At 67.7% G+C, this 18,417-nt stretch carries 11 protein-coding genes; 2 read left to right on the top strand and 9 right to left on the bottom strand.

From position 1 onward, the window contains the following. Positions 1 to 102: 102 nt before the first annotated feature. Positions 103 to 1,074: a serine hydrolase gene (locus tag IFU00_07995; protein ID MBD8542218.1), complete on the top strand. Its 972-nt coding sequence runs from the start codon at positions 103 to 105 to the stop codon at positions 1,072 to 1,074. Positions 1,075 to 1,123: 49 nt separating this feature from the next. On the opposite strand, the gene IFU00_07990 is transcribed toward IFU00_07995, so the two are convergent. From IFU00_07990 to IFU00_07960, 7 genes are all read right to left on the bottom strand, one after another. After that, a complete protein-coding gene (locus IFU00_07990) occupies positions 1,124 to 1,651 on the bottom strand; it encodes a GNAT family N-acetyltransferase (protein ID MBD8542217.1) in 528 nt (175 codons plus the stop codon). A 39-nt stretch (positions 1,652 to 1,690) separates the two neighbouring features. Further along, on the bottom strand, positions 1,691 to 2,353 hold the full coding sequence (locus IFU00_07985; GenBank protein MBD8542216.1) for a thiol:disulfide interchange protein DsbA/DsbL: 663 nt from the start codon (positions 2,351 to 2,353) through the stop codon (positions 1,691 to 1,693). Between the two features lie 89 nt (positions 2,354 to 2,442). Beyond that, positions 2,443 to 4,368 carry an exodeoxyribonuclease V subunit alpha gene (gene recD / locus IFU00_07980; protein MBD8542215.1) on the bottom strand — a complete coding sequence of 642 codons (1,926 nt, stop codon included), beginning with the start codon at positions 4,366 to 4,368 and terminating at the stop codon, positions 2,443 to 2,445. Further along, positions 4,355 to 8,002, bottom strand: a complete 3,648-nt coding sequence (gene recB / locus IFU00_07975) for an exodeoxyribonuclease V subunit beta (protein MBD8542214.1) — start codon at positions 8,000 to 8,002, stop codon at positions 4,355 to 4,357. Before recB ends, recD begins: the two co-directional genes overlap by 14 nt. Further along, complete coding sequence (recC, locus tag IFU00_07970) at positions 7,999 to 11,409, bottom strand: exodeoxyribonuclease V subunit gamma (protein MBD8542213.1); 3,411 nt, start codon at positions 11,407 to 11,409, stop codon at positions 7,999 to 8,001. The genes recB and recC overlap by 4 nt, the downstream gene beginning before the upstream one ends. A gap of 72 nt (positions 11,410 to 11,481) precedes the next feature. After that, the gene (locus IFU00_07965) at positions 11,482 to 14,535 is read right to left on the bottom strand and encodes a CHASE domain-containing protein (GenBank protein MBD8542212.1); all 3,054 of its coding nucleotides are present in this window, start codon (positions 14,533 to 14,535) and stop codon (positions 11,482 to 11,484) included. A gap of 198 nt (positions 14,536 to 14,733) precedes the next feature. After that, entirely contained in the window at positions 14,734 to 15,315 is a 582-nt protein-coding gene (locus IFU00_07960; protein ID MBD8542211.1) for a GNAT family N-acetyltransferase, read from the bottom strand. Between the two features lie 179 nt (positions 15,316 to 15,494). Between IFU00_07960 and IFU00_07955 the strand changes: the two genes are divergently transcribed. After that, positions 15,495 to 15,767 carry a helix-turn-helix transcriptional regulator gene (locus IFU00_07955; GenBank protein MBD8542210.1) on the top strand — a complete coding sequence of 91 codons (273 nt, stop codon included), beginning with the start codon at positions 15,495 to 15,497 and terminating at the stop codon, positions 15,765 to 15,767. On the opposite strand, the gene IFU00_07950 is transcribed toward IFU00_07955, so the two are convergent. Further along, a complete protein-coding gene (locus IFU00_07950) occupies positions 15,742 to 16,464 on the bottom strand; it encodes a LuxR family transcriptional regulator (protein MBD8542209.1) in 723 nt (240 codons plus the stop codon). The genes IFU00_07955 and IFU00_07950 overlap by 26 nt on opposite strands. 319 nt (positions 16,465 to 16,783) lie before the next feature. Beyond that, positions 16,784 to 18,349, bottom strand: a complete 1,566-nt coding sequence (gene glpD / locus IFU00_07945; GenBank protein ID MBD8542208.1) for a glycerol-3-phosphate dehydrogenase — start codon at positions 18,347 to 18,349, stop codon at positions 16,784 to 16,786. Between the last annotated feature and the right edge of the window lie 68 nt (positions 18,350 to 18,417).

Raw genomic sequence — 18,417 nt, 5'->3', positions numbered from 1 at the left:
TGGATGCTATCTTGCCTGCCTTCTAGTTGCTCTAGAAACAGATGTTGATCCGCGCCGCCCGGCGCCCAGCTCCATCAACCTCAACCCAGATTCCAGACAGACATGATCAAACACCTGTTCGCCACGGCCCTGATGACGTTGTCGGCCGCGGCATTCGCCGTGCCGTTCGGCTCCCAGTCCGTGCTCGTCGTTGAAAACGACACCGGCAAAATCCTCCTTGAAAAAAATGCCGACACCGTCGTCCCGATTGCATCGCTGACCAAGCTGATGACGGCCATGGTCGTGCTCGACGCCAAGCTCGACATGAACGAGCAGATCGAGATCGACCGCGACGACGTCGACCGCGTCAAGTTCAGCAGCTCGCGCGTGCCGGTTGGCGCCAGCATCTCGCGCAGCGATGTGCTGCACCTGGCGCTGATGTCCTCGGACAACCGCGCCGCCGCCGCACTGGCCCGCACGTACCCGGGCGGCAACGAAGCCTTCAAGGCGGCCGTGCGCCGCAAGATCCGCGCGCTCGGCATGACCCAGACCACGATCGAAGAGCCTACCGGCCTGTCGCCGCACAACCGCTCCACCGCAGGCGACCTGGTCAAGATGGCCGTCGCCTCGGTCCGCTACCCAGATATCGTGCGCATGACCACCGAGACGAAGGAAATGATCGACATCAACGGCCGCGGCGTCGAGTACCACAACACTAACCGCCTGGTCGGCGCCAAGGGCTGGGACATCGGCCTGTCAAAAACCGGCTACACGAACGAAGCCGGCCGCTGCCTGATCATGAACATCACGGCCGCCGGCAAGAAGGCAACGCTGGTGCTGCTGAACGCCGGCGCCTCGTCGGCCCGCGTGCTCGACGCACTGAACATCCGCCGTTTCATGACCGGCGACGCAGCACCGGTAGCCCGCGTCGCGCGCGCCGCACGCGCCTCGTCGGGCGGTCCACGCATCAAGGCCAGCGCCGGCAGTGTGAAAGCCAAGGCGAAAGCCCGCACCAAGCTCGTCAAGTCGAAGGTCCAGGCCACCAAGAACCGCAAGGTAGCGAAGGTCAAGACGACGCGCAAGCGCCGCGACTGATCAGATGATTGGGAGGATCAAGGGGCCGTGAGGCCCCTTTTTCTTGCGCTCACGGTTTGACAAGTGACAGCATGTGGGCGTCCACCCACTGCTGGCCCAGTTTGAGCCGCTTGCGCGCGATGCCTTCGTCGAATGCCCCGGTCTTGCGGGCGGCGTTCAGACTGGCGTCGTTACCGACGGCCACCACGATTTCGAGACGCTGCACCTCCAGTTCCGTCCAGGCGTAATCGGCAAGCGCGCGGATGGCTGCCGACGCTGCGCCTTTGCGCTGCCACGATTGGCGCACCCAGTAACCAAGGTTGCAGAACCCATGCATTGCGTTCATCTGGTTCAGGCCACAGCCGCCGACAAACATGCCGGATGCGCGGTCGAAGATAGCGAACTCGAAGCACGTCGCTTCCGCCAGTCCTTTCTCGCAGGTCGCGATCCAGGCAAGGGCATCGTTCATTGAAAACTGCGCTGTCGCCCAGGGCATCCACGGCGCGAGCGTCGGTGTCGATTCGACGATGGCCGCAACCAGTGCCGGCGCGTCGCCAGGAACATAAGGGCGGAGGACGAAGTCGGTGGAAAACAGCATGGGACGCCCCTGTTCATTGCACATCCGGCCCGGCACGCTTTACCGGGTGGCAGCTGCCTTCACCACGAGCGCATCCATCACCTGTCCGGTCGCCGCCATGACGTCACCGGCATCCTGGATCCTGTTCGCCTGCTGTACCTGCGATGGCGACACGACATACGTGCCGTCGATGACGATGGTCGGGGTGCCAGTGACCTTGTAGGCGTCGACGATCTGGCTCAGGCGTTTGAGCCTGGTCTGGACGCCGAACGAGTTCCACGTGTCGGCAAACGCCGACTTGTCGAGTCCATTCGCGCCGGCCCACGCGATGATGTCGGCGTCCTTCATCAGGCGCTTGCGCTCGACGTGCACGGCATTGAAGACGCGCCCGTGATACGCCTCGAGCTTGCCCATCGCTTCGAGCGTCAGGAACAGGCGCGCTTCCGGATCGGCCGGGCCCTGGAACGGCAGCGGCACGCGGCGCAGCGCGATGCGGTCGCCCTGCTGCCTGACCCAGTTCTTCAGCGTCGGTTCGAAGGCATTGCAGGCGCCGCAGTGATACGCGAAGAATTCGATGACCTCGACCTTCTTGCCCTCGGCCTGGGTCGGCTGCGGTGTGGCCAGCGTCGTGAAGTCCGCGCCATCGCGCGGCGCGGTTGGCGACGCGTTGGCAAGGCCGGCCACCAGGGTGGCGGCGATGAGGGCAAGTCGCAGGGCGCGCATATCGATCCTTTTCAGTATGAAGCAAACATTCTAGCGGACGGCGACGCCGTCAAATGCACGCATTCTCACGACGCCGCGCGCACGGCCCCTTACGCCACCAGATCGCGCAAGCCACTCGTGCGGTGCGTGCGGCTGGCAATCGCTTCCTGCAGCACGTCGCCGCCCGGCGTCACCAGCGTAAACACCTCGCTGGCGCGCGTGATGCCCGTGTAGACCAGCTCGCGCGTGAGCACTGCATTGCGCTCGCGCGGCAGTGCCAGCACCGTGTGGCGAAACTCCGAGCCCTGCGATTTGTGCACGGTCATCGCGAACGCCGTTTCGACATTGCGCAGGCGCGTGGCCAGCACGCTGCGCACGGCGTCGCCTTCCAGGAAGTAGACGCGCAGCGCGCCGGCGCGCGCCGGATCGGGCAGCGTGACGCCGATATCGCCGTTGAATACGCGCGTCGAGTAATCGTTGCGCGTGACCATGACCGGCCGGCCGACATACCACTCGGCGCCATGGCGCAGCAAGTGACTGGCCGCGAGCCGCTTTTCGATGGCCTCGTTCAGCCCCGCCACGCCCCACTCGCCATCGCGCACCGCGCACAGGATGCGGAAGGTCTCGAAGCTGAGCAGAATCCGGCGCACCCAGTCTTCATGCTCGCCCTGGGCACCGTCGCGCAGCAGTTGCAGGTACGGCGCATACCCGGCATGCGCCAGTTGCAGGAGCTGCGCCGGCTGCGCATGTTCGAGCCAGCGCACGCTCTCTTCCCCGGCCCGCAGGACCTGTTCGGCGCGCGCGGTGTCGCCACCATTGACCGCCAGCGCCAGCTGGCCGATCGGCCCGCCGAAGCGGCGGCTGTAGCGCAGCATCACGGTTTGCTGCGCCAGCGCGCCGCCGTCGCCGCGATAGATGTCCGGGATGATCTCGCCGCTCGCGGCTTCGATATACGCGATCGTCGCTGCGCTGTAGTGGCCTTCGTGCGCGGCATGGCACAGGTCACCCAGCACGGCGCCCGCCTCCACCGACGCCAGCTGGTCCTTGTCCCCCAACAGGATCAGCGTCGCGCCAACGGGCAGCGCATCGAGCAGGCTGGCCATCATTTCCAGGTGCACCATCGATGCCTCGTCGACGATCAGCACATCGACGTCGAGCGGATTGCCGCGGTGGTGCGCGAACGCGCGCGTGTCGGGGCGCGCGCCGAGCAGGCTGTGGAGCGTGCGCGCCGCGCCCATGCGCGCCGTCAGTTCGCGCAGCGGCAGGTCGCCACCGACACGATCCGCCAGTTCATTCAGGGCCTTGTCAATCGACTGCTTCAGGCGCGCTGCCGCCTTGCCCGTCGGTGCGGCCAGCGCCACGCGCTGGCGCCCTGCTTCCGGCGCCGTCGCGAACAACAGGGCCAGCAGGCGCGCGACCGTGTAGGTCTTGCCGGTGCCGGGGCCGCCCGTGATGATCGCCACCGAACTGCGCAGCGCCACGGCGCAGGCGAGCTTTTGCCAGTCCGGCCCCTGCGCGCCGGGCTGCGTCGTGAACAGCTTGTCGAGCCAGCTGCGCACGAGCGGTGTATCCACCGGATGCGTGGCCGCCGCGCGCTCGCGCACGGCCTGCGCCACCAGCGTCTCGTCGCGCCAGTAACGCCGCAGGTACAGGCGCTGGCCATCGAGCACCAGCGGCTGGTCGAGATCGAATTCACCGCGGATCCAGACCTGCTGGCAGTGCGCCAGCAGCTTGCTCCACCCTGCCACGCCGCGGGGCAGCGGCGCGGCGGCCTGCGCCAGCTGGCGCCATGCATCGTCACTCCAGCCCAGCAGCAGCGCCGGCCCGGCGGCCAGGTCGTCCAGCTGCAGGCAGCTGTGGCCATGGCCTTCGAGCTCGGACAGCACCGCCGCCGCCAGGATCAGCGCCGGCGGCGCGTCGCCCAGTTGCGCAATGAAGCGCGCGAACGCGCCCGACAGGCGACGCAGCTCGCCCGCTTCGGTCAGCGCACCGATTTCGCGCCACAGACCATCGATATCGGCGTCAAGCTTCGCCATGTGCATCCTTGTCCAGCAAGCGTTCCAGTCCATCCAGCAGATCGAGGTCGGGGGCCAGCACCCAGCAGCCGCGCGTGACCGGGTTCGCAATCCCGCGCAGGAACATGAAGACGGCGCCACCCAGCTGATATTCGGGCTCGTAGGCGTCGCCCAGACGCGCGCGCAGCAGGCGGTGCAGGGCCAGCAGGTAGATGCTGCCCTGGATCTCGTAGCGGTGCTCGGCCATCCCCGCAGTCATCGCGGCCTGGCTGTACGACGCGTCGCCCGGCCCCAGCGCATTGGACTTGTAATCCAGCACCCAGTAGCGGCCTTCGTGCTCGAACACCAGGTCGGCGAAGCCCTTGAGCATGCCGTGCAACACACGCTCGGGCAGCACGGGCCGCTCGAGCCCGCCCAGCAGATGCGTGCGGCACAGCGCGTCCAGGCGTTGCAGGTCGAGATGCTCGCTCGGGAACCAGAACTCCATCTCGGGCAGCACGCCATGCAGGTCGCGCAGGCGTGCATTCAGTGGCGGCAACGGCGTATCGACAATCTCGCGCAGCCAGGCCAGTGCATCGGCCAGGCGATGGCCCCAGCCCGCACGTTCGATATGCTGCACCAGGCGCGCCTCGCAGTTCGGGTCGTCCAGGCAGGCGAAGCCTTCGCGCGCCAGCCACTCGAGCCGCTCGTGCATGAAGTTGCCGGGCACCGAGCCGCGCGGGAAGCGGTGCCATGGCGCGTCCTCGATGCGGGGCGGCGTGGCAGCCTGGGGCACGTCCTCCATCAGCGTCTGGTCCTGCGCGCGCATTGGTGTCGGCGGCGCGATCGCGTGGCGCGTGAGCGACGTGAACGAGCCGACCGACCAGTCGCGCTCGAACTCGGCGCGGTAGCGCGGCGCATCGAGCAAGTCCGGCCGGATGTCCTCGCGCGACAGCAGCGTGACGCCATCCGGCTCGGCCAGTTCGTGCAGCGAAATGCCATCGGCGCCGCCCGCCACGACATCGAAGTGCCCGCGCAGCGCCTCGGCGGCTATTCGCTCGCCCCCGGCCAGCAGATAGCCAAGGGCCGACTCGTGCAGCTTGTTCTCGCCCTTGCGCGTGCCGGAGACGGCCGCTGCGCCGAGCCACAGGAAGTGGCGCGCACGTGTCAGCGCGACGTACAGCAGGCGCAGGTCTTCCTCAATGCGCGCGCGGTCGACCGCCGCCAGCGCGTCGTCAGTTAAGGCCAGGTCGAGATGGCGCGTGCCGGCATCGTCCACGTACTCGAAGAACGCGCGATTGCGACGGTTGGTGGCGCGCGCCGTCACGGCGAACGGCAGGTACACCAGCGGGTATTCCAGGCCTTTCGACTTGTGCACGGTGACGACCTTGACCAGTTCGGCGTCGCTTTCCAGGCGCAGCACGCGCTCGTCGCCGCTCGACCCCAGCCCGTCGATCTGTTCGGCGAACCAGCGGATCAGGGCCTGTTCGCCTTCGAGCTGGCTGCTGGCTTCCTGCAGCAGTTCGGCCAGGTGCAGCAAATTGGTCAGGCGCCGCTCACCACCCGGCTCGCGCAGCAGGCGCGCCGGCAGTCCCAGTTCGTGGATGAAGCGGCGCAGCATCGCCAGCACGCCCTGGCGCTGCCAGCTGCCGTGCAGCGCCTTGAGCTGCTCGACGCGCGCCTCCCACACCATCTCGTCGTGCGAGAACTGCGCCAGTTCGGCCAGCCCCAGGCCGGCGGTGGCGGTGGCGAATGCCGCCCGCGCCAGCGCGCCATCGAGCGGATTGGCCACCGCGTACAGCCAGCGCAGCACGTCGGCCGCTTCGTCGCTCTCGACGACCGAATCCTTGTCGGACAGGTAGACGCTGGCCACCTTGCGCCGCATCAGCGCGCGCCGGATGGCGCCGGCTTCGCGCCGGTCGCGCACGAGGATCGCGATATCGGCCGGCATCAGGCGTGTGAATCCATCGGCCTCCCCGGTGTCGTCGTCGAAGCCCACGCGCGCATCGTTGAGCAGCCCGACAATGTGTTCGGCGCAGTGATGGGCAAACACATCGCGGTAGTCGTCGGCCTTCAGGTCATCTCGGTCCACGATGTTCACGGAGAGTGCGCCAGTGGCATCGCCCATGCCCACAAGATGGCGGCGATGGCCCTGCGCCTTGACCGCGTCGAACGGCAGCGGGTTGTCGTCGCCACGCCGGAACCGGAACGCGGCGCCCGGATGCGCGCCCTCGGCATGCAGGAACAGGCCATTGACGGCGCTCACGAGCGGCGCGGTCGAGCGGTAATTGGTGTCGAGCTGGTAGTGGCGCCCCGCCGTCGCGCGACGCGCCGCCAGGTAGCTGTGGATGTCGGCGCCGCGAAAGCCGTAGATCGACTGTTTCGGATCGCCGATGAGGAACAGGCCATGCTCCGCGTCATTCGCTTCGACCCGGTACAGCAGGTCGAAAATGCGGTACTGGTCGGGCGACGTGTCCTGGAATTCATCGACCAGCGCCACCGGATACTGGCCAACGATGCGCGCGCGCAGCGCTGCGCCGTTCTCGCCCTCGAGCGCAACCTTCAGGCGCTCAAGCATGTCGGCAAAACCGAACTGGCGATTGCGCCGCTTGAGCTCCTGCATGCGCGCGCCGATATGACCGGCGGCGTGGCGCAGCAGCGCGTGGGCGATCGGGTCGAGTGCGGCCAGGCTGGCCTGCAGCGCGGCGGTGGCGTCGAAACAGTCCGGCACGTCGGTCGAAAAATCCTTGCTGAACGCGTCGGCGATGCCGTCCGGGGTCAGGCGGCGCCACGCCGTGTCGGTCAGGTCCGGCATGTGGCGCGCCGGGTCCGTGGCCCACGCGCGCAGCGCTTCGAACCATTTGACGAGCGAGTCGGCGCGCAGTTTGTTGCCGTTGAAGCACTTGGGCTGGCGCTCGCGGTGCCCGGCGATCCAGCGCTCCATCTCGTGGGCGCGCTCGAACCAGCCATCCTTCAGGCGCATCAGCGCTTCGCGCTGCGCCTTGGCCAGCCGCGCCACCAGTTGCTTCAGTGGTTCGGTCGCGGGCACGCCGAGCAAGGCGTCGCGCCGCACCAGCTCGCGCACGCTCGTCTTGAGCGCCTCGACATCGCGCCAGCTGTCCATCACGATCGCCAGCGCCTCGGCGCCCAGCGGGTACACCTGCTGGCGCCAGTAATCGTGCGCGGCGTCCTCGAACAGCTCGCGCTCGTCGCTGACCAGTTCTTCGTCGAACAGGCTGCCGCTGTCGAAGGCGTGCTCGCGCAGCATGCGCTGGCACCAGGCGTCGATCGTGAAGATCGCCGCTTCGTCCATCGTCTCGGCGGCCATGAACAGGCGGTGCCCGGCAATCTGGCGTTCGCTGCCCGCCGTGTAGCTGGCGGCCAGCTCGTGCAGGTACGGGTCGACCATGTCGAGCTCCCCGCGGAAGTAGCTTGCGGCCTGCACCAGCCGCTCGCGCACGCGGTTGGCCAGTTCACGCGTGGCGGCGCGCGTGAATGTCATCACCAGAATCTCGGACGGCAGCAGTGGCCGCACGAACGCATCCGCCCTGCCGTGCCCCAGCACCAGACGCACATACAGCGCGGCGATGGTCCAGGTCTTGCCGGTGCCGGCCGAGGCCTCGATCAGGCGCGAGCCGTGCAGCGGGAAATCGACTGGCTCAAGTTTGGTGCTCATGTGGACGACTCCTGCAACGGCCTGATCTTGACGCATTCCTGCATCCAGCGTGCCAGCGGTCCATACAGTTCCTCGGCCAGATCGGGCCAGCCGCCGGCGTTCTTCAACGCGTCGAAGTCCGGCCACAGGCGCGCCAGGCACAGGTCATCGACCTCGCCGCGCAGCTCGAAGCCGCCGTCGTAGGTCGCGCGCGGATCGCCCTGCGCCAGGTGACTCAGGGCCGTCTTGCATGCCACCGGCAGCGGGCTGTCCAGATTGGCCCGCCACAGGCGCACCAGGTCGTGCAGCGTTTCCAGCGCCGCATCCTGGGCCAGCGGCGCCATCTCGAGCACGGCGTCGCGCGCCACCAGGTAACCCGTCACCGGATTGCCGGCAGCGGCGGCGGCCAGCTGGCGCAGCCATGGCGCGATCAATTTGTCACCACGCGGATTGCCGGCGCGGTCCAGCACCTTCGACGAGATCTGCATGAGCCACGCACTGCCCTCGCCGCTTGACCGCAAGCGGTCGATCCAGTCGTCCAGATGGATGTCACCCAGCAGCAGGCTGACGGCGAATTTCGGCGCCGCTTGCGGGAAGCGCGCGCCCAAACGCAGCCACTCGGTGCGCACGGGCGCCAGGCTCTCGACCAGCTGCTCCTGCCACATGCGGCCCATCAGGCCAATCGGCAGCACGCCTTCGCGCGCCAGGCGTTCGGCGCGCACCGCCAGCGTGGCACGCACGTCGCCGATGGCCTCGGCCTCGCCGCTGTCGTCCAGCAGGTGGTCTTCGATCTGGTAGCGCTCCAGCGCATCGAGGCCAAACGGCTCTTCGTCGTCGCCCACGTGCGCGGCATCGGCAAACACGACGCCAAGACGGCGGCGGAAGAAGAAGCGCGCCGGCTGGCGCAGGAAACTGGCCAGTTCGCCCAGCTTGAGGACGAAGTCGGGCTCCAGCTCGTAGGCCGGCAACGCATCATCGACGGGATGGTCATCAGCGCCGTGCGCGGTGCGCCATTCGCCCGCGTACGTGAGCAGACCGCCGCGCTGGAAGTAGCGCCGACTGAATGGCTGCAGCGGATGCTCGATCGTGATGTGATCCAGGTCTTCCATGTCCCAGCCGGCCTTCAGGTAGTCGCGCAACTGCGCCACCAGCACCGAGGGCGGCTGCTCGCTGTTGTCACGCACATTGCGCCCGACCCAGCTCACGTAGAACTTGTCGCGCGCGGCCAGCAAGGCCTCGAGCATCAAGTAGCGGTCGTCGTCGCGGCGCGAGCGATCGCCAGGCCGCGCCATGCCGGGCAGCGCCAGCAGGTCGAAGTCGGACGGGCGCGCGCGGCGCGGGAAGTCGCCGTCGTTCATGCCCAGCAGGCAGACGGCGCGAAACGGCACCGCGCGCATCGGCATCAAGGTGCAGAAGGTCACGCCGCCCGACACGAACTGGTGATTCAGCGTGGGCGCATCGAGTTCGTTCATCCACGCTTCGCGCAGCACCGCCAGCGGCACCGGTTCGTCAAAGCCTGCACCGGCGCAGGTCTCGAGCCAGCATTGCAGGCCCTCGCCCAGGTTCGACAGCGTCAGGCGGTCGGCTTCGTCACCCGCGGCATAAAAGCACGACAGCAACTCGCGCGCTGCCTCGCCCCATTCGGCCGGCCGCAGCGATGCATCGAGCCGGCCGCGCCAGGTCAGCAGGCATTCGACCAATTGCGCGAGCGAACCGGCCAGCGCGGCATCGAGGCCACCGACTTCGGCGTACGGCTCGATGTCGCCGAAACTGGCGCCGGCGCCGCTGGCGTAACCCAGCAGCATGCGACGCACGCCGAAGATCCAGGCATTCTGCTCGCCCGTCATCCCCAGACCCAGGCCCGCACGATGGTCGTGGTCCAGGCCCCAGCGCACGCCGGCGCCATCGATCCAGCGGCCCAGGATCGGCAGATCCTCGCTCGTCACGCCAAAGCGGCGCGCGACGGCCGGCACGTCGAGCAAATCGCGCACTTCGCTCTGGCGGCAGCGCTGCTGCGGCAGGCGCAGCAGCCACTCGAGCGAGACCAGCAGCGGGTTCACGCTGCGGTCGCGCACGTCGCCGATCTCGAACGGGATGTGGCGCGGATCGTGCCGCCGGTGCTGGTCGAATACCGCGTGGATCGCGGGCGAGAACGCATCGATATCCGGCACCATGACCACCACGTCGCGCGGGCGCAGTGTCGGATCGAGTGCGAACCACGACAGCAGCTGGTCGTGCAGCACCTCGATCTCACGCTGCACACTGTGCGTGACGTGGAATTCGATCGAGCGGTCATCCAGCAGCGGCGGCACATGCGGGTGCTCGGACAGCGGCACCAGGTCGCGCACTGCGGCCTGGACCTGCGACAAGAGCGTGCCGCCGTCGTCGTCGGTGAACAGGTCGACGCGCAGCGGCGCCGGCTGGCCTGCGCCGCTTTCCCCACTTTCGCTCGCCTCGTGCTGCTGGTCGAATTCATCGAGCATGCGCACGAAATCGCGCCCTTGTCTTCCCCAGCTGGCCAGCAGCGGATGGCTGTGGACATGCATTTCCTCGATCGGGATCGTGCCCAGGTCGACGCCCTCGCGCTGCGGCTGGCGGCGGCGCGCCGCCTTGAGCAGCTGGCTGCCTTCGATGATGTCGCCCCAGTAGAACTGGCACGGATTCGGTACCGCGAACAGCACCTGCGTGTGGCGCGCCAGCGCCGATATCGCTTGCAGTGTCTGGTACGGCAGTGTCGACATCCCGAACAGCACGACGCGGCGCGGCAGCCGGCTGGCCGGTGCAACGTCCGCCGCGACGGCGGCGAGAAACTGGTCGTGGATGGTGGCGCGGCCGCTCTCGCGCTGTGCCTCGGGCAGGCTCGCGTGCACGGCGCGCCACAGGCAGGCTTGCCAGCGCTGCTCGGGCGCGAGCGGGACCACGTCGCCCCCGGCGCGGCGCAGCACGTCGCGCCCCGCGGCCCAATCGGCCAGCCAGTCGGCGCGGTAGACCTGGTATTGGTCGTACAGGTCGGCCACGCGTTCGGCCAGTTGCAGGCGGCGCTCGGCGTCGCCATCGGCCAGAAAGCGCGCCAGTGGCGCGTAGCCATCGTCCTGCAGCAGCGTCGGCAACAGCCGCATCAGGCGCCAGGTCAGCGGATCCTTGTCGAACGGCGCGCGCTGCGGCACGCGCTCGCGCCCCAGCATGCCCCGGTAGGCTTCCCACATGAAGCGCGCCGGCAGCGCCACGCGGGTGGCGGCACAGACGCCGTTTTCCTCGGCCAGCGCGATCTTGAGCCACTCGGCCACGCCATTCGACTGGACCAGAAAGATCTCTTCCTCGAGCGGCCCCAGAGGATGGTTGCGCAGCCAGTCGAAGACGGCGCTGCGCAGCAGCTCCATCTGGTTACCGTGGAGGATCAAGAGACCGGGAGTGATCGGGGCAGACATGCGCTGGGCGTGGGCAATCGGGACCAAAGCATACCGCGTTTGGCCCCCTGACGGTAGGGATAAACGGGCTGGTCAGCGGCCGTCGCTGGCGCGCCCGCCAAACTGCGCCGAGACCTCGCGCTCGATGCGCACCAGCAGCGCCCGCAGGCGCGCCGTCAATGCCCGCGCCTGCGCTGTGCCGCCTCCGCGCAGGTCGCGCACCGGCTGCGCTTCCAGGTCTTCGCAGATCGCGGCGAACGCCGTGGCGCCGACCGCGCGCGCAGCCGACTTCAGTTGGTGGGCCAGGCTGGCGGTGTGGGTCAGGTCGCCGCCTGCCAGCGCCGTGTCGATGCCGGCCAGGTTCTCGCGCGTGGTGTCCAGGAACAGGAATGCGTATTTGCGCATCCGTTCGAGGTCGCCCCCGGCCGTTGCGGCCAGCAGCGCCACGTCGAGCACCGCGCTGCCCGGGGCGGTGGCGGCAGGCAGATTGACGGCGACATCCGACACCGGCGCCGTGGTGCGCCCGAGGCAGCGCGCGATGGTGGCAGCCAGCAGTTCCGGCACCACCGGCTTGGCGAGAAATTCGTTCATGCCCGCCGCCATGCAGCGCGCGCGGTCGTCCACGCCGGCATTGGCTGTCATCGCCACCACGAGCGTGCCGGCCAGGCACGGATCGCGCCGGATGCGGCGGGTCGCCTCCAGGCCATCCATCACCGGCATCTGCACGTCCATCAGCACGCAGTCGAAGCGTGCCTCCGCCATCGCCGCCAGCGCCTCTTCGCCATTGCCCGCGACGACGACATCGGCCCCGGCCAGTTCGAGCAGTTCGCGCGCGACCTGCTGGTTGAACGGGTTGTCCTCGACCAGCAGCACGGCGCAACCGTCCAGGCGCGCCTGGGCCGGCGCGGGCGCTGCGCCCAGGCCGGAACTGGCGCCCGCCCCCACCCGCGCGCCGGCACCATCGTCCAGCGCCAGGCGCGCCGTGAACCAGAAGATGCTGCCCACGCCAGGGGTACTGGTCACGCCGACCTCGCCGCCCATCAGCTCGGCCAGTTGGCGGCTGATCGCCAGTCCCAGGCCGGTGCCGCCATGCCGGCGCGTGGCCGACTGGTCGGCCTGCTGGAATGGCGTAAACAGGTGCTGCAGCGCATTCGGGGCGATGCCGATACCACGGTCTTCGACTTCGAAGCGCACCAGGATCTCCGGACCAAATGCATGCGCCAGGCGCGCGCGCATCGTGATGCGGCCGCGCTCGGCGAACTTGACGGCATTGCCGGCAAAATTGAGCAGCACTTGTTCGAGGCGCAGCGAATCGCCGCACAGGGGCCGCATCAGCTCGGGCGCGATCTCGATATCGAAACCCAGGCCCTTGGCGGCAGCCGCCGTACCCAGTTGCGCCTCGACGTTGCGCATCAGGGCGTCGGGCATGAAGCGTTCGGTCGCCAGTTCGAGCATGCCGGCCTCGATCTTGGAAAAGTCGAGGATGTCGTTGATGATGCCCAGCAGGTGCTGGCCCGAGTGGTAGATCTTCTCGAGGTAGTCGCGCTGGCGCGGATCGGGCCCGGCCTGCAGCGCCAGGTGCGTCATGCCGATGATGCTGTTCATCGGCGTGCGGATCTCATGGCTCATGTTCGACAGGAAGTCGCTCTTGGCCTTGCTGGCGGCATCGGCGCGCGCCTTCAGGCGGTGCAGTTCGGTGATGTCGGTCGATACGCACAGCACGGCCGGCGCTTCGTCGACCTGCAGCGGCACGCGCACGCTCCACAACTGGCGCGTGGCGCCGTCCGGGCCGGCCTGGGCCACTTGCGCGCTGCTCTGGCGGTCGGCCCGCAGCACGGCGCGGTCCAGCTCCCAGGTGGCGTCGGCCTGTCCCACGTCCATCGCCTCGGTATCGGGCCGGCCGATCAGGTCCGTCGCCGGGCGGCCGAGGCGCGAGGCGCCCTTGGCATTGAGGTAGCGGATGCGGCGCGCGCCGTCCTTCAGGTACACCTCGGCGTCGAGGTTGTCGAGCACCGTGTCGAGCAGCAGGCGCTGCTCGACGGCGGCGCGGCGCGCCCGGTACTGGGCCAGGAACAGCCCGTACATCAGCAGCGTGCCGATGAAACCTGCGGCGAGCGCGCCCAACGGCACATAGCGGTCGACGCCGACCAGCATCTCGTCCATGGGCGCCGAGAAGTGGGCTTTCCAGCCGTTGCCGACGTAGTCCACGCCCAGTACCGACAAGAAATGCAGCGCCGGATCGGGCGGGTTGCTGCGCACGTCCACGCCGTGCAGCAGGATATCTCCCGCCGCCGGCGCACCCGGTCGGCCAGTATAGCGGCGCCCGGTCCCGTACAGGCTCACGCGCAGCGGTTGTGCCTCGAGCGAGACGAGCGCGTTGCGCACCAGCTCCTGCACCGAAAAGAAAATGCCGAACGAGCCCAGATAGGCGGCCCGGCGCTCTGCCACGCCCAGCGGCAGCACGCCCCCGACGTATACGGGCAGGCGCATGCCAAGCGCGTTGTGTGGCACCGGGTCGGGCAGGAACACGGGTTGTCCCGACGCGACGATGGTGCCGCTGTCGCGTGCCTGTGATATCGCCCGCGCGACCAGCGGACGGGACGCCATGTCGAAGCCAAGCCGCCGGGTCGGCTTGTCGGCCGGATACTGATAGGTCACCACTTCGTACCACGGGCGGCGCCCGGCCGGAAAGATCTGGAAATCCGGGTAACCGCGCACATCGACGCTGCGGTCGGCGCGCATGGCCGCAACAAAGGCGGCGCGCTCGCTGTCGGGCACGCGCGTGGCAAACGTCAGGGCTTCGATGGCCGGATAATTATTCGGCAGGTCGAGCGCCGCCGCGTAACGGTGAAACGATGCGCGGTCGGGCACCGCACTGCCGCCGCCGGCCGCATGCAGGGCGGCCATTGCGCGCACGGCGCGGGCATACGAGGCGATGGCGTTGTCGAGCCGTTCCTGGGCGCCGCGCGCCAGGTTGTCGAAGCGGCGCTGGGCGTCGGTCTCGACGGCGGCACTGGCGACCGCATGCAGCAGCATGCCGATGGCCAGCGCCAGCAGCACGCCGCCACCCCACAGCACGATGGGCCGGCCCACGCGCGCGGCGGCAAGTTCGATGGCGCGGGCGCCACGCAAGGCTGATCGCTTCATGCTTCCCCTTTCGGGCGATGCATGCCCCGCATATTGGTAAGAATCAAGATGAGTATATCGGTGCACCGGCCTGGCGCGACCACGGTCACCATCCCGATGAGGCACGCGAGCAACAAATCGCCTCTCACCGGACCACCGCCCAAGGGCGGCGGCTGCGTCTGCCGAGGCCACGGCCGTACCAGGCGCCGTGGCCCCCGTTCACGATGCCAGACGCCTGGCAAACAGCGCGTCCCAGGTCGGCTCGATCTCGACGTACAGCGCCACTGCCTGCTCGATCCCGACCGTCTGTGGCTTGCCGACCCGCGTGATGACCACGCCGGCGCGCCGCAGCATGCGTTCGATCGCCGTCGTGGTCACGGTGATGTAGCGCGACAGTCCGCGCTGGTGGGCATCGTCGATGATGGCGGTGATCGACTCCATCGTCATGGCCGAGAAACCGTAACCGGCCACCCCATCGGTTTCCAGCGCAAAGCGTGACAGCTCCCAGATCTGCGGGTCGCTCGGCGCCGCCTGTCCGTCGAGCAGTTGGGGGAACGAATCCTTGAGCATGTACGGTCCCTCCGTGGGCAGCAGTCTCCAGCAGCCGCGCAGCGTGGCGTCGTCGCGCATCAGCATGTAGCGCGGCTCGAGGGCGTCGTAGCCATCGATCTCCATGCCCGACAACACCGGCACTTCCCAGCCAAGCCGCCCGCGGAATACCCGGGCGCGCAGCAAGTGCATTTCGCACAACTCGTTCGATGGAATGGCGCGGCGTGGCGCGATCCGGATATGCATGCTCATTACCCCTCCCTGAAATGACATCTGGTCGATCGGAAAATGCAAACGGCATAAAATCGTTATGCAAGTCGGGTAGCGTGGGTACTATCAGCTCTGCTAGGTGGCGAGCAATGTCGGGGGTGCAATACTTTTGCTTATGCAGTTTTCCAAGTGCTGGCTTCACTTTCCCGAAAGGAATAATCATGGCAATCGAAATGATGTCTGACGCGCTCGGCGCCGACATGCACGCCAACCACGTCATGCAGGCAGCCGGTGCTGTTCGCATGGCACCGCATGAACTGCGCCGTCTGCGCATCACCAAGCGCGAAAGCCAGGAAAAGTTCTGGGGCCGCTTCGGCGTCACCCAGTCGAGCGGCTCCCGCTTCGAGACTGGCCTCGCCATCCCGACGCCCGTGTCGATCCTGCTACGCATGTATGTCAATGGCAAGCTCAGCGATGGTGATCTTCAGGGGTAATCAATCCAAGGCCGATGGCCTTGACCACCGCCTGCTGGCGGGTGTTGACGTCGAATTTCTGACGCACATTCGCCAGATGGAAGTTCACGGTCGCTTCGGAGCAGTTGGTAATGCGCGCAATCTCCCATGACGATTTGCCCGCCATGACCCACTGCAGGACTTCCAGTTCGCGCTTGGTCAGGCGCGGCACCGCGCCCCGCCCTTCTTCAGGACGAATACCTTCTTCGCGAAAGCGATGCGATGAGGCGAACGCGTAATCGCGTACCAGCGCCAGCATCGGCAGGGCTTCCATCACGGCGCGCTGGGCAGAGATATCCGGCCGCGCATCGGAGGCAAAACTGATCACCCCGAATTCCCCCTGCGGGCCGTGCACCGGGAGCGTCACGCCGCTGCGAATGCCATGCGCGCTCGCCTCTTCGTACAAGCCGGCTTGCTGGGTACCCGACGCGAACAGGCCCGGCTCCCACACCATCGGCAAGGTGCTCGTCAGGCAGTGCGCCACCGTCGGATCGACATACGCAAAACCGTTGCGGTCGTAGCGCTCGCGCCAGTTGTCCGCGTAGTTACTGCGCAAAAAGGCGGACTCGAAGCGCGCATGGCGCGAACCGACCAGCCCGAACAGCACTTGATCGAACCCCAATGTTCGCGCGAGATTGAACAGGGACGCGCTCCACTGGGTCGCATCCCTGGCTTCCATCAACTCGAGTAGCAAGGCGGTATCAATCATGGGGTCACAAGAATATGCATCAGCGCTATCCTAGTCGGTTCACCCCCCTTCAAAATCCTCGAAAATTAACAATCAAGATATTTACACGCAGCCATTTCGCTGGTGTCGTGCAATGACAACAACTATTTTCAGTTCAACCCGTCTTGCAGATTGCGTTTGCCGGTCGTGTGTGAGGTCAATCGCATTGAATTTCGCTGCTGCAGTTCATCTTTATGCTTTTGTTAACGCAAAACAAATTTGTGTCTTGACGTAGATCAATGAACGTTCTGTTGCTACAGCAGGCGGAAGATCAGACCGGGTCTTCTACCTGCGCACGCCCGATTGCTGCTGCCGCCTGCTCCGCTGCGATCCACGTGTCGACCGCCTTGCCGGCGCCGGGCCGCAGGTGCAGGCCCAGCTTGCTGCGGCGCCACAGCACGTCGGCTGCGCAGGTCGCCCATTCATGCGCCATCAGATAGCGCAGCTCGGCTTCATACAGACCGGGCGCGATCTCCAGGCCAAGGTCGTTCAGCGCGTGGCACCCATCCAGCAGGCGCGCCACGCGCGTGCCGTACGCGCGCGCATACCGCAGCGCGAGCGGCGCCGGGAGCCAGCCGTGGCGCTGCCGCAGCGCCGCCACCCAGCCGTCGAATTCGAGCACGCCCCGGCGGTCCGGCATAGCACCGAACAGGTCGCCGCCGGGCAGCACCGCGCGCGCCGTCCAGGCGCCTGAGACTGACCGGCCAAGTCGCGGCGCCAGCCAGTCAAGCGCTTCCTCGGCCAGCTTGCGGTAGGTGGTGATCTTGCCGCCGAACACCGACAGCAGCGGCGGGCCATCGGCGTCGCGTGCCAGGTGATAGTCGCGCGTGACCGCTGCCGCCGTGCCCGCATCGTCGGCCAGCAGCGGGCGCACGCCGGCATAGCTCCAGACGATATCGCGCGGCGCGATCTGGCGCCGGAAATAGACGTTGGCCAGTGCGCACAGATAGCGTTGCTCGTCGTCGGCAATGGCCACGTGGCCGGGGTCGCCCGAAAACTCGACGTCGGTGGTGCCGATCAGCGTGAACGCGTCTTCGTACGGCAGCGCGAACACGACCCGGCCATCGGTATGCTGGAACAGGTAGCCGCAGGCATGGTTGAACAGGCGCGGCACGACGATGTGGCTGCCCTTGACCAGGCGCAGCGCACGCTGCGGCGCGGCGCCGCCCGCGCGCAGGGCCAGGCGCCCCGCCCACGGCCCGGTGGCATTGACCAGGCCACGGGCACGCACGGCGAGCGGTCCGCCGGCGCGCGCCAGCCGCGCCTCCCAATGGTCGGCGCGCCGCACGATATCGTCACACGCCGTGTGCGGCATGACCTGCGCGCCGCGTTCGTGGGCATCGAGCGCATTGAGCACGACGAGGCGCGCATCGTCGACCCAGCCGTCCGAATAGGCAAAAGCGCGCGCGAACCCGGGCTTGAGCGCATCACCCGCGCGGTGCCCGGCCAGGTCGATCGTTTCCGCACCCGGCAAAAAGTCGCGCGTCGCAAGCCGGTCGTACAGGAACAGGCCAGCGCGGATCAGCCACGCCGGCCGCGCGCCACGCACATGGGGCATGATGAACCGCAGCGGACGCGTGATGTGCGGCGCGCTGCGCAGCAGGATTTCGCGCTCGGCCAGGGCCTTGCGCACCAGGCCGAACTCGCGGTGTTCGAGGTAGCGCAGTCCGCCATGGATCAGCTTGCTCGATGCGGACGAGGTGTGCGCGCCAAGGTCATCCTTGTCGCACAGGATGACCTTGAGGCCGCGCCCGGCGGCGTCGCGCGCGATGCCGGCGCCATTGATCCCGGCGCCCACGACCAGCAGGTCGCAATCGATGAACGTGTCCGTTGCCATCCTTCCCCCCTCACCGCTGTCATGCCGGGCTCTGCCCCTGCCCGGCCAATTATGCGCAAAATGAAAGA

Source organism: Oxalobacteraceae sp. CFBP 8761, assembly GCA_014841595.1.
In the GTDB taxonomy this organism is placed as follows: domain Bacteria; phylum Pseudomonadota; class Gammaproteobacteria; order Burkholderiales; family Burkholderiaceae_D; genus Telluria.
Note: the sequence above shows the minus strand (reverse complement) of the source record. Positions and strands in the feature narration are given on the sequence as shown.